Origin of the sequence: Myxococcus sp. CA023 (genome assembly GCF_010998615.1) — a bacterium.
GTDB lineage: Bacteria > Myxococcota > Myxococcia > Myxococcales > Myxococcaceae > Myxococcus.
In genome coordinates this window covers 13,008-26,930 of record NZ_JAAEAH010000066.1, presented here as the reverse complement: position 1 = coordinate 26,930, position 13,923 = coordinate 13,008, and the positions used below count along the sequence as shown (strand labels likewise).

The following is a 13,923-nucleotide window of genomic DNA, read 5'->3' as shown; positions in this document are numbered from 1 at the left end:
AGCGCCATGACGTCAGAAGAATCGATCGAAGACATCTACGAGCTCGCCCCCATGCAGCACGGCATGCTCTTCCACGCGCTGATGGAGCCCGGCGCGGGCATGTACGTGGAGCAACTGAGCTGCGAGGTCCGGGGGGACCTGCCCATCAACCGTTGGAAGGAGGCCTGGCAGCACGTCCTCGCCCGGCACCCCATCCTGCGCTCGGGCTTCCTCTGGGAAGGTCTGGAGAAGCCGCTCCAGGTCGTCGCGGTGGAGGCCGAAGTCCCCTGGCGCATCGAGGACATCCGGCACGTGCCGGAGGACGCGCAGCAGCGGTGGATTGACGACTTCCTGCGCGAGGACCGGCTCCAGGGCTTCGACCTGGGCACGCCGCCCCTGATTCGCTGCGCCCTGATCCGGCTCGACGACGCGCGCCACCTGTTCGTGTGGACCTACCACCACCTGCTGCTGGACGGGTGGTGCTTCTCCATCGTCCTCCGCGAGGTGCTCGGTGCCTTCGAGGAGGGCGTCGCAGCGCTGCCGCCAGCCGCACGCCCCTACCGCGACTACATCGCCTGGCTCCAGGAGCAGGACCCCTCCCGCGCGGAGTCCTTCTGGCGCGAGCGGCTCCAGGGCTTCAAGCAACCCACGCCACTGCCCTTCACCGAGCGACAGGACACCAGCGGACCGGCGGGCGATACACAGCCGGAGGTCACCAGGCGGCTGTCGCCAGAGCTGACCGCGCGGCTCACGGGCTTCGCGAAGGCGCACCGGCTGACGCTCAACACGCTGGTCCAGGGTGCGTGGGCGCTGGTCCTGGCGAGAGCGACAGGCACGGACGACGTCATCTTCGGGGTGACGGTCTCCGGCCGTCCCGCCGACCTTGCCGGTTCCGAGTCCATCGTCGGACTCTTCATCAACACCCTGCCCCTGCGAGCGCGGCTGGACGGCACGGCGCCGGTCGCCACGTTCCTGTCGGGGCTTCAGACTGAGCAAGGCGCGGTCGAGCCGTATAGCTACGCATCGCTGGCCGACATCCAGCTCTGGTCGGACGCGCCGAAGGACCGGCCGCTCTTCGAGAGCATCCTGGTGTTCGAGAACTATCCGCTCGACGCCTCGACGCTCCTGCCTCGCAGTGGCCTCACCATCAGCTCGGTCAACACACACGACCGCATCAGCTACCCACTGGCGCTGGTTGCCATCCCGGGTGAGTCGCTGGAGCTGCGCGTCATGTACGCGGCGGACGCGTTCTCCCGTCCGATGGCTGAGCGCATCGCGCGGTTGCTGGAAGCCGCGCTCGAGTCGCTGCCGGGTGCGAAGACGGTCGGCGAAATCGACCTGATGGACGAGGCCGCCCGGCGCGTGCTGGCGGAGTGGGGCCAGAATCCCCGTGCGTTCGACGTCACCGGCCCTGTGACGACGCTGTTGGCTCGGGCCGCGCCCGCCGCAACCGCCGTGGTGGGCCCAGACGGCCAGTCCATCAGCTACCGCGAACTCGACAGCCGCGCCGAGCGCGTGGCGCGGCACCTCCGTCAGTTGGGCGCTGGGCGGGAACGCATCGTCGGCGTGTGCATTGGCAGGTCCGTGGAGATGGTGGTGGCGCTCCTGGGCGTGCTCAAGGCGGGAGCGGCCTACCTGCCCCTGGACCCCAACTATCCCGCTGAGCGGCTGGCCTACATCGTGGGCGATGCGGCGCCAGTCGCCATCCTCAACACGGGTGCGGACCCCATCGCGGACACACGCGTTCCCCGGCTCGACGTCTCTCGAGTCCTGAACGAGACGAACACGCCCGACGTCCCCGCGAAGGAGCCGGTGCGGCTGGATGACCTGGCCTACGTCATCTACACCTCGGGTTCGACCGGCGCGCCCAAGGGCGTCCTGGTCACACACCGGAACCTGATGAACCTGGTCTCCTGGCACACGGAGGCCTTCGGACTCACGCCGAAGGACCGGACGACCCAGCTCGCCAGCACCGCGTTCGACGCCGCCGTCTGGGAAATCTGGCCGACGCTCGCTGCGGGCGCCACGCTGCACCTCGTCCCACCCGAGCTGTCCAGCGCGCCCGCCGACCTGGCGAACTGGCTGGTGGCGCAACAGATCTCCATCAGCTTCCTCCCGACGGTGGTCGCAGAGGCAGTGCTGGCTTTGCCGTGGCCTTCGCCGTGCGCGCTGCGCTTCGTGCTCACGGGCGGCGACCGGCTCCACGCCACTCCGCCCGCGGGACTTCCGTTCCAGCTCGTCAACAACTACGGCCCCACTGAGACGACGGTGGTGGCGACATCCGGAACCGTTGCTCCGGTGGGTACACAAGGATTGCCCTCCATTGGCCGGCCGGTCGCCAATGCCCGCATCTACATCCTCGACCGCCAGCGGCGTCCCGTCCTTCCGGGCGTCATCGGAGAGCTGTACATCGGCGGCGCGGGCGTCACCCGGGGCTACCTGAACCGGCCGGACCTGAACGCGGAGCGCTTCATTCCCGACCCGTTCGCGGGCGTGCCCGAAGCGCGCATGTACGCGAGCGGCGACTTCGCCCGGTTCCTCCCAGATGGAACCATCGCGTTCCATGGTCGCGCGGACCGTCAGGTCCAGATTCGCGGCGTGCGGGTGGAGCTTGGCGAAATCGAGGCAGTGCTTGCGGCCCATCCCGACGTCACCGCGGCGGCCGTGGTGAGCGAGGCGCAGCGGCAGAACGGTGACGTTCGGCTGATTGCGTTCGCGGCCAGCGACGTGGTGCCTCAGCCCGACGCGGCCGTGCTCACGCAGTATCTGGCGACGAAGCTCCCCACGGCCATCCTTCCCAGCCGGGTCATCGTCATCGACCGGCTTCCGCTGACGCCCAACGGGAAGGTCGACACCGCGGAGCTCGAAGCACGTGCCCTGGAGGCCCAGCCCCAGGTGGCTTCGGCCACGCCCCGGACGCCCCATGAGGAGATCCTCGCCGGCATCTGGAGCGCGGTGCTCGGCCAGGAGCGCGTGGGCATCCACGATGACTTCTTCGACCTCGGTGGGCATTCACTGAAGGCGACGCAGGTCATCGCGCGCACCCGCGAGGCCTTCGGCGTCGACATTCCCGTCCGAGCCATCTTCGAGCGTCGGACCATCGCGCAGCTCGCGGAGACGCTCTCCGGACAGGGCACGGCGGTCGAGCCCATCCCGCATGTGGAACTGATGGGAGACACGCCCGTCGCTCCGGGACAGGAGAGCCTGTGGTTCATCGACGCGCTCGGAGGGGACAGCGCGGCGTACAACGTCCCGTTGGTGCTCCGGCTCCAGGGGACGCTCGATGGCAGCGCGCTTGCAAGGACGTTCCAGCTCCTGGTTGAACGCCATGAGGCGCTCCGGAGCACCTTCCACGACCGTGGAGGCACGCCCGTCCTGCGAGTCCAGGCACCTGCCGCCTCCGTGCTCGTGAGCGAGGACGTCTCCCCTGCCCTCCTCGACGCACGCATCGCCGAGGAGGTCGCCGCGCCGTTCTCGCTGACGGACGGACCGCTCTTCCGCGCGCGGCACTTCAGGCTCGCACCCGACAGTCACGTTCTGGTCCTCAACCAGCACCACATCATCGCGGACGCCTGGTCCGTCGGGGTCCTGCTGCGCGAGTTCTGCATCGTGTACGCCTCGCTGGTGAGCGGCGCGGAGCCGGCCCTGCCCGCGTTGCCCGTTCGCTACGCGGACTGGGCCGCATGGCAGCGGCAGCGGCTGGAATCAGGACGCCTGGATGAGAGCGTTGCCTTCTGGCGTGAAGCCTTGAAGGACGCCCCGCCCGTCCTTCCGCTTCCCACCGACCGTCCGCGCCCGGAACGGCAGCGGTTCCATGGGAAGACCCATGGCTTCGTGCTGGAAGCGCCGCTGGGCCAGCGGCTCGAAGCGCTCTCCCGGAGTTCGGGCGCCTCGCTGTTCATGACCCTGCTTGGCGCCTTCGCCGCGTACCTCGGGCGCATCAGTGGCCAGGAGGACGTAGTGATTGGCTCGCCTGTCGCCAACCGCGGCCGGCACGAAACGGAGGGAGTGGTCGGGTACTTCCTCAACACGCTCGCGCTCCGCGTCGACCTGTCTGGAGACCCGACATTCTCCGAGCTGTTGCTGCGCGTCCGCAAGACGGCGCTCGATGCCTACGCGCATCAGGACGTGCCCTTCGAGAAGCTGGTGGCGGCACTCGATCTGCCGCGTGGACTTGCGCACAACCCGCTGTTCCAGGTGATGTTCGTCCTCCAAGGCCAGAGCGGTGGCGAGCTCCTGCTCCCCGATGTTCGCGCCGAGATTCAAGCGCCGGAGAGCTCGACGTCGAAGTTCGACATCACCTTCTTCGTGGAGCCGCGTGAGGGCGCGCTCGCCTGCAGCATCGAGTACGACACGGACCTCTTCGACGCGGACCGGATTGACCGGATGGCCGCGCACCTCGGCCGGCTGCTCCAGGCCATCGCCGAGGAGCCCGAGCTCCACACCTCAGAGCTCCCGCTCTTGTCCAACGAGGAGCGGCGTCTGTACGCCGACCTCAACCGCACCGAGCGCAGGTACACCGGCCGCACCCTCCCCGAGCTGTTCGAGCGTCAGGCCCAGAAGACGCCTGACGTGGTCGCGCTGGAGCACCAGGGCGAGACGCGGACCTACCGCCAGCTCCATGAGGCCACGGAAGCCCTGGCCGACCGGCTGGGCGCATTGGGCGTGGGCCCAGGGGTCCGGGTTTCCATCTGCCTGGACCGCTCCGTCCATGCGCAGGTCGCCCTCCTCGCGGTCCTCAAGGCCGGGGGCGCCTATGTGCCGCTCGATCCGACGTACCCGCCTGAGCGCCTTCGCTACATGCTGGAGGACGCCAAGCCGCGCGTCCTGCTCACGGAGAAGAAGTACAGCGAGCTGCTCCCGTCTCAGGGCCTGACGCAGGTCCTGCTGGATGACACGGAGGCGCCTGCCACGAAGACACCGCGGCCCCGGGTGGAGCCGCATCATCTGGCCTACGTCCTCTACACGTCGGGCTCGACGGGCAAGCCCAAGGGCGTGGCCATGCCACACCGGGCACTGGTCAACCTCATCGAGTGGCAGACCGAACACGCCCGCCCCCTGCGCACGCTCCAGTTCGCGCCGCTCAACTTCGATGTGTCGTTCCAGGAGACCTTCTCCACCTGGTGCTCGGGTGGCACGTTGGTCCTCATCGATGAAGGCACGCGACGCGACCCAGACGCGTTGGCCGACTTCCTCGATGCGGCGCGCGTCCAACGCCTCTTCCTGCCGGCCGTGGCGCTCCACCATCTGGCACAGGCCGCGCTGCGCACCGAGCATCGCGTTCCGGGGCTCACGGAAGTCATCACCGCGGGAGACCAACTCCGCATCACCGACCCCATCCGCCGCTGGTTCCAGGAAGGTGGCAAGCGCCTTCACAACCACTACGGCCCCACCGAGTCGCATGTGGTGACGGCGCACGAGTTGGAGGGCGACCCGCGGCATTGGCCTGGGCTGCCGTCCATCGGGAGGCCCATCGCCAACGCGGCGGTCCACCTGCTCGACGCGAGTCAGCGTCCCGTTCCGGTGGGCGTGCCCGGAGAGCTCTATCTGGCGGGCACGTGCCTCGCCGACGGCTACCTGTCACGGCTGGACCTCACCGCCGAGCGCTTCGTCGACCTGCCCCTGTCTCCCCCCGTGCGGGCGTACCGGACCGGGGACCTTGGCCGGTTGACGGTGGAGGGGAGCATCGAGTTCCTCGGCCGCGCGGACGACCAGGTCAAGATTCGCGGCTTCCGTGTGGAGCCCGGCGAGATTGAGCGCGCCCTGTGTGCGCACCCCGATGTCCGCGATGCGGCGGTCATCGTCGACGGTGATGCCACGCGCGAGAAGCGGCTGGTGGCCTACGTCGTCCCGGAGACGGTGCGGTTGGCCGAGCTGCCCGACTTCCTCGCCAGGGACCTGCCCGAGTACATGGTTCCCGCGCTGTTCGTGCCGATGCCCGAACTGCCCCGGACGCCCAGTGGCAAGGTCGCGCGCCGTGCGCTCCCCGCCCCCGTCGCGCCAGTGCAGGCCGAGAGCCCGTCCGAGCCGCCTCGCACGCCCACGGAGGCGACCGTGGCACGGGCCTTTGAACAGGTCCTGGGACGCGGCGTTGTCGGACGGGACCAGGACTTCTTCCAACTGGGCGGGCACTCGCTGCTCGCGATGCAGGTCGTCGCGCGGATTCGCGGCGACGTGGACGCTGCGTTCCGCGTCTCCGACCTCTTCGAGAATCCGACCATCGCCTCCTTGAGCCGGGTGCTCGATGCTCGCCGGGGAAGCCAGACGCTGACGCTTGCCCGGATTGAGCCGGCGCCCAAGGGCGCTGCCATTCCGCTGTCATTCTCCCAGGAGCGGCTCTGGTTCCTGGATCAGCTCTACCCCGGCACCGCGGCCTACAACCTGCCCATGGCGCTGCGGCTGACGGGCACATTGGACGTCAGCGCCTTCCAGGAAAGCCTGTCCGACATCGTCCGGCGGCACCCCGTGCTCGGGATGCGCTTCGTCGAGCGAGATGGCCGCGTGTGGCAAGAGCCGCGGGCGAACCCGGGCGTTCCGTTCGAGCAGGTCACCCTGGGAGAGACATCCCCCGAGGCGCTTCGCCTGCTCATCGCGGAGGAGGCCACGCGACCGTTCGACCTGACGAACGGCCCGCTGTTCCGCGCGAAGCTGTTCCGGCTCGACGAGGCGGCACACGTCGTCGTCGCGACGATGCATCACACCGTCGGTGACGGCTGGTCCATCAGCGTGCTCGTGCGTGAGCTCTCCCAGCTCTATGCCGGACGTGTCTCCGGCCAGCCGGTGACGCTGCCCGAGCTCCCCGTCGACTACCGGGACTTCGCGTACCAGCAGCGGCGGCACCTCCAGGGCGAGGTGCTGGAGCAGCGGCTCGACCACTGGCGGAAGAAGCTTCATGGCGCGCCGTCGGCCCTGGACCTGCCCATGGACCGGCCTCGTCCTCCCCGGACGAGCATGCGCGGTGCCACCGAGCGCATCGCCCTGGGCAAGGCGCTGAGCGAGGCCATCGAGGCCCTGAGCCTGCGCACGGGTGGAACCAGCTTCATGGTCCTCATGGGCGGCTTCGCGGCCTACCTGGCGCGCATCACCGGGCAGGATGACATCGTCATCGGCACGCCCGTGGCCAACCGCGACCGCGCGGAGCTCGAGTCCCTGATTGGCTTCTTCGTTGGGACCCTGCCACTGCGCATCGACCTGTCCGCCAATCCGACGTTCGAGGAACTCGTCGCGCGCGTCCGCGCCTCCGCGCTGGAGGCCTACGCGTACCAGGACGTTCCCCTGGAGAAGATTGTCGAGGCGCTCGGGGTCGAGCGGAACCTGAGCCACGCCCCGCTGTTCCAGGTGATGTTGATGCTGCAGAACACCCCGGAGGGCCACCTGAGCCTTCCGGGGCTGGCGCTGGAGCCCATCGACCTGGAGATCGAGAGCGCGAAGTTCGACCTCACCTTGAGCTTCGAACCCACGCGCGAAGGGCTGGCCGGCGTCATCGAGTACAGCACGGACCTCTTCGACGCGGACCGCATCGAGCGGATGGTCGCCCACCTCCAGGTGCTCTTCGCCGACGCGGTGGCGCATCCGAAGAAGCGGTTGTCAGAGCTCGCGCTCCTCCCCGATCAGGAGCGCGGCGTCGTCGCCGCGTTCACCCAGGGGCGCGTGGTGGCGCCCACCCGCCACGTCCCGGCCCACCGGTTCGTGGAGGAACACGCGGAGCGAACGCCGGATGCCATCGCGCTCGAACTGGGGCAAGAGCGGCTCACGTATGGCGAGCTGAACCGCCGGGCCAACCGCGCCGCGCACCAGCTCATCGCGATGGGCGCCGGCCCGGAGAAGCTGGTGGCCCTGGCCGTGCCTCGGTCGTTCGAGATGCTCATCGGCCTGCTCGCCATCTGGAAGGCCGGGGCGGCCTACGTCCCGCTCGACCTCTCGTACCCGAAGGAGCGGCTCGACGGCATCCTGGAGGACTCGGGCGCCGCGCTCATGGTGAGCACCCATGCGGCGGAGCAGAAGTGGCGCGCGCCGCAGGTGCGGACGCTCTGGCTGGACGAGCCCGCGGATGCCGCGCCCACCGGCAATCCCGACAGTGGCGTTCGCATGGAGAACGCCGCCTACGTCATCTACACCTCGGGCTCCACGGGCAGACCCAAGGGCGTGATTCTGGAGCACCGGGGGCTCGCGAACGTCATCGAAATGCAGCGGCACGAACTAGGCGCCGACGCGGGCTGCGTCATGCTCCAGTTCTCCTCCATCTCCTTCGACGTCTCGGTCTGGGAAATCGTCATGGCCCTGACCAACGGGGGCCGGCTCGTGGTGGCCCCCGCGGACACGCTGCTCGCGGGCGACGAACTGGCCAAGGTGCTGCTGGCTCACGGCGTCACGCACATGGTGCTGCCTCCGACGTCGTATGCGGCGCTCCCCACCGACCGCGTGTACCCCGCGCTTCGCATGCTGACGTCCGCGGGAGAGGCCCTTCCGCCAGAGGTCGTCCACACGTGGGCGCGGCCCGGCGTCCAGTTCGTCAACGCCTATGGCCCCACCGAGGTGTCCATCATCAGCACGCTCGGCCACTGCCGGCAGGACGACCCGGGTGCTCCGCCCATCGGGCGCCCCGCCCTCAACCTGGAGGGGTACGTCCTGGACCGCCACGGCGCACTGCTGCCCATTGGCGTCCCGGGCGAGCTGCACATCGGAGGCATCGGTGTCGCCCGTGGTTACCTGAACCGCGAGGAGCTCACGCGCGAGAAGTTCATCCCGCATCCGTTCAAGCCCGACGCACGGCTGTACCGGAGCGGAGACCTGGTCCGCTGGCGCAAGGATGGCAACCTCGAGTACCTCGGGCGCATCGACCATCAGGTCAAGCTCCGTGGCTATCGCATCGAACTGGGTGAAATCGAAGCGGTGCTCGCCTCCTACCCCGGTGTGGCGAAGGCCGTGGCCAACGTTCATTCCGCGGGCGCCCAGGGGGGCGTGAAGGCCCTGATTGCCTACGTCGTCTCGGCCCAGCCCGTGGATGTGCACGCGCTCCGCGAGTACGCCCGGAAGAAGCTCCCGGAGTTCATGGTGCCCGCGCAGTTCATCCACCTGGAGGAGCTGCCGTTGTCGTCCAGCGGCAAGGTGGACAAGCGACGTCTACCGCCGCCGCGCTTCGAGGCGTCCGCGAGCGAGACGCGCTTCGTGCCCCCGCGTACGCCCACCGAGCAGACGCTGGCCTCGCTGTGGGAGTCACTCCTGGAGCGCCGTCCGATTGGCGCGGAGGACAACTTCTTCGACTTGGGCGGGCACTCGCTGCTGGCCGCACAGGTCATGAGCCGCGTGCGGAGGACATTCGGCGTCGACGTGCCCCTCTCCGCCATCTTCGAGCAGCCGACGCTGACGGCACTGGCGGCGGTGATTGCCGCCAAGGAGGCCGCACCCCAGCTTCCGCCGCTGGTCCGGCTGACGAGCCCCGGGGACCGGCCCCTTTCGTTCGCGCAGGAGCGGCTGCGATTCCTCGCCGAGCTCGAAGGCCAGAGCGCGGCCTACAACATCCCCATCGCGTTCACGTTGCGCGGCTCGCTGGACGAGGCCGCGTTGCGACGGAGCCTCCAGCGCGTGCTGGAGCGCCATGAGGTCCTCCGGACGAACTTCCCACTCGTCGACGGTCTGCCGGTGGCCCGGGTGGTCGACGCGGTGCTCACACTGACCACAGAGGACCTCCGCCACGCCGGCGCAGCAAGCCTCGACCAGCGGCTGGCCGAGGAGTCTGCCCGGCCCTTCGCGCTGGACGTGGGCCCCGTGGTGCGCGTGCACCTGTTCAAGCGCGCGGACGACGAACACGTGCTCCTCGTGGCCATGCACCACATCGTGTCCGACGGCTGGTCCTTCGGCGTGATGATGCGTGAGTTCTCCGCGTTCTACGCCGCGGAGGTCCGAGGCGAGCCCCTGGCGCTTCCGGCCCTTCCCATCCAGTACACGGACTACGCGGCGTGGCAGCGGAGCTGGCTCGACGGCCAGGCCCGGGAGCATCAGCTCGGCCATTGGCGCAAGGCGCTCGCGGGTGCGCCCGCCGTGCTGGACCTGCCTACTGACAGGCCCCGGCCCGCGGTCCGGAGTCACCGAGGTGCCACCGAGCCGCTGGCGTTGGCTCCCGACGTGGCCCAGACCCTCACCTCGCTCTGTCGTGAGCAAGGGGTGACGGCCTACATGGCATTGCTCGCCGCCTTTGGCGCCTACCTGGGCCGGGTGAGCGGGCAGGACGACGTGGTCATCGGCTCACCGTTCGCGGGCCGCCGCATCGCGGAGACGGAGCCGCTCATCGGGTTCTTCGTGAACTCGCTGCCTCTGCGCATCGACCTGGGCGGCGAGCCCACGTTCCTCGAGCTCCTCCAGCGTGTCCGCCGCCAGGTGCTCGACGCCCATGAGCACCAGGACGTCCCGTTCGAGAAACTGGTCGAGGTGCTCAAGCCGGAGCGCGTGCTCGGAACCAGTCCGCTCTTCCAGGTGATGCTCGCGTACCAGCAGACGCACACCGCGAAGATGGCGCTGCCGGACCTGGAGGTCACCCCGGTGGCCATCCCCAGCGGCGCCGCCAAGTTCGACCTCACCCTGACGCTGTCCGAGACGGCCCAGGGGTTCGAAGGCGTGCTGGAATACGACCGCGACCTCTTCGACGCATGGCGCATCCAGGCGATGGTGCGCCAGCTGACGGGATTCATCACGCGGCTGGCCGCCGAACCGCGGTCGAAGGTCGTGGATGTCGACCTGCTGGGCGCCGAGGAGCGTGCCCGGCTCACGCCTCGCGCACCGGAGGCGACACCGTCCCTTCCCGCCGTGCACGAGGTCATCGCGGCCCAGGCGGCGAAGACGCCGACGGCCATCGCCGTCGAGGCCGAGGACGGCACCCTCACCTACGCGGACCTGGAGGCTCGCGCGAAGGCCGTTGCCCAGGCGCTGGTCCAGCGCGGCGTCACGCCGGGAGCACTGGTGGCCCTCGCCGTGGAACGCTCCGTGGGGATGATGGCGGGGCTGCTCGGCATCCTCAAGGCGGGCGCGGCCTACGTCCCGCTCGACCCGGCCTACCCCCGCGAGCGGCTGACGTTCATGCTCGAGGACAGCGGCGCGCGGGTGGTCATCACGCAAGCGCACCTCACCTCGCGGTTCCCGGGGATCGACGTGGTGGTGCTCGGGGACGACACCCTGGAGTCGTTCGAGCCACGGAGCGGCGCGCTGGCGTATTGCCTGTTCACCTCCGGCTCGACGGGGCAGCCCAAGGGCGTGCTGATTGAGCATTCCGCCCTGGCCAACCACATGGCGTGGATGAACGACGCCATGCCGCTGGGTCACGAGGACCGGGTGCTCCAGCGCACGTCGCTCAGCTTCGACGCCTCGGTCTGGGAGCTGTTCGCCCCGCTGATGGTGGGTGCCCGGCTGGTGCTGGCGCCGCACGGCCTTGGCGCGGATACGGAGCACCTGGCACGCGTGCTGCGCGAGCGCGACGTCTCCGTGCTCCAACTGGTGCCCTCTCTGCTGACGGCGCTGGTGGAGGAGCCCGGCTTCGCGAACCTCCCGGCGCTCCGGCGCGTCTGCGTGGGTGGAGAGCCCCTGCCCTCCGCGACTGTCGCCACGCTCTTCAGCCGTTCGAAGGCGGAGGTGTGGAACCTCTACGGACCGACGGAGGCGACCATCGATTCACTGGCGCACCGGTGCCTGCCCGGACAGGTGGGCGCGCACGGCCCGACCGAGCCGATTGGCCTGCCCATCCACCGGATGGAAGCGCTCATCCTGGATGGCAGGCTTCGCCCTGTCCCGGAGGGTGTCCCCGGAGAGCTCTATCTCGCGGGGCCCGGTCTGGCGCGCGGCTACCTCAACCGCCCGGAGCTGACGCAGTCGCGCTTCATCGAACACGCCTTCCCCGGAGGCCCGACGCTGCGCATGTACAAGACGGGTGACGTGGTCCGCCGGCTGGCGGATGGCACGTTCCTGTTCGTGGGCCGCGCCGACCGGCAGGTGAAGCTGCGCGGGCATCGCATCGAGCTGGGCGAGGTCGAAGCCGCCATTGCCCGGCACCCGGCGGTGCGTGAAGCCGTCGCGCTGGTGCGCGGCACGGGTGGAGACTCCCGGCTGGTGGCCTTCGTGGTGCCCCATGCGTCCGCGCAGCGCCCCGAGCCCACCGAGCTCCGGAGCTTCGTCGAGCAGCAGCTCACGGCGAACATGGTGCCTGGGCAGTTCGTCCTCCTGGACGCGCTGCCGCTCGCGCCCAACGGAAAGGTGGACACGCGAGCGCTGAGCGCGATGGAGCTCGCCGACGCGCGCGTCACCGCCCTGGAGGGCCTGCCGCGTGATGCCCTGGAGCTGGAGATGGTCCGGCTCTTCGAGGAGGTGCTCGGCGTGCGCGCCGTGGGCATCCACGACAGCTTCTTCGACCTGGGCGGCCACTCGCTGCTGGCGCTCAAGATGAAGCTCGCGGTGGAAAAGCGTCTGGGCCGCCCGCTTCCGCTGGTGTCCCTGTTCAGGAACCCGACGCCCGCGCAGCTCACGGCGGTCCTCCGGACCGAGAACGCGGCCCTCTCACCGCTGGTGCCGCTCACCCCCGAGGCCCACGCACTCATGGCCGCCGGCGCCGCGAACTCGAACCGGACGCCGGTGCTCTACCTGGTGCCCGGTGGAGGCTCGACGCCGTTCTACCTGCTGTCCCTCGCCAGACACCTGGAAGGCGTCGCCGTGTTCGGCCTCCAGCCCCAGGGCCTGGATGGCGATGTGCCACCACACGAGACGGTGGAGGCCATCGCCACGTGGTACGCGGACGCCATCCTGGCCATGCAGCCCGAAGGCCCCTACTCCGTCGGTGGACACTCCATGGGCGGACACATCGCCTACGAGCTGGCCCAGGAGCTCAAGGCCCGCGGACGCGAGGTGGGCGTCGTCGCCATGCTGGATACCCTGGCGCCCTTCCCCGACGTCACCCGGCCGCAGGGCGAGGGCTGGGACACGGCGCAGTGGATGCTCCACCTCGCCGGCATCATGGTGGCGTTCTTCAACGTGAAGATCGACCTCGCCCTGCCCGAAGTGCGCGCCATGGGCGAAGCCGAGCGGCTCCAGTTCTTCGTCGCACGGCTCCAGGCCGCGGCGGTCCTCCCCGAAGGCGCGCAGCCCGTCCACGTGCAGGGCATCCTCAACGTGGCGCGGGCCCATGACGCCCTGAACTACCGGCCCCGCCGTGGACAACCGGTGCCCCTGGCGGTGTTCCGCGCGGAGGACCGAAGTGGCCCCAGCACGGCGGCGCTCGACGCGCTCGTGCAAGACGGCACGCTCGGCTGGAGCCAGTTGACGCAGCAGGCCTGCTCGGCCTACCCCGTCCCTGGCACCCACCTGTCGCTGCTCCGCGATCCGCACGCGGCGGTGCTCGCCCAGCACCTGCTCGCGCTCATTCCAAGTCCGACACCCGCCCCATGAACGTCCACAACGTCCTGAAGCTCCTGCACCTCATCGCCGTCGTGGTGTTCCTGGGCGACATCATCGTGACGGCCGTGTGGCGGCTGCTCGCGGACAGGACGCGCGAGCCCCGGGTGATTGCCTACGCCCTGCGGCTGGTGCAGTTCACCGACAAGTACCTGCTGGTGCCCAGCGTCTTCGCGCTCGCCGCCACCGGCATGCTGCGCGCGCACCTCCAGGACATCCCCCTGTGGACGAACCCGGCGCTCGCCGCGGGACAGGTCTGCTTCATGCTGTGCGGCATCGTCTGGCAGCTCACGCTGCGCCCCATCCAGGCGCGTCAGTTGGCCATGGCCGAGGCTTTCGGCGACACCGGGGCCTCGTTCGACGACTACCTGCTGCTCACGAAGAAGTGGTTCCGCTGGGGCATCCTGGCCATGGCGCTCGCCTTCGGCTCCATGGCGCTGATGGTCCTCCACTGACACGCGAAAGGGAGCCCGCCCCAATTGGCGCGAGCTCCCTTCCTGGACTTCACGGCCG

Annotated in this window: 2 protein-coding genes; both read left to right on the top strand. The window is 69.6% G+C overall.

Features of this window, described 5'->3' with window-relative positions; genetic code table 11:
* The first annotated feature begins 6 nt into the window (after positions 1-6).
* Positions 7-13,404 (top strand): non-ribosomal peptide synthetase, encoded by a 13,398-nt coding sequence (locus tag F8M74_RS26580; RefSeq protein ID WP_228565713.1) that lies wholly within the window; start codon positions 7-9, stop codon positions 13,402-13,404.
* Positions 13,401-13,865: a DUF2269 domain-containing protein gene (locus F8M74_RS26575; protein WP_141255127.1), complete on the top strand. Its 465-nt coding sequence runs from the start codon at positions 13,401-13,403 to the stop codon at positions 13,863-13,865. The genes F8M74_RS26580 and F8M74_RS26575 overlap by 4 nt, the downstream gene beginning before the upstream one ends.
* The last annotated feature ends 58 nt before the right edge of the window (positions 13,866-13,923 follow it).

Coding starts and splice junctions, on each gene's coding strand:
- F8M74_RS26575 (WP_141255127.1), top strand. CDS start 13,401: ATGAACGTCCACAACGTCCTGAAGCTCCTGCACCTCATCGCCGTCGTG.
- F8M74_RS26580 (WP_228565713.1), top strand. CDS start 7: ATGACGTCAGAAGAATCGATCGAAGACATCTACGAGCTCGCCCCCATG.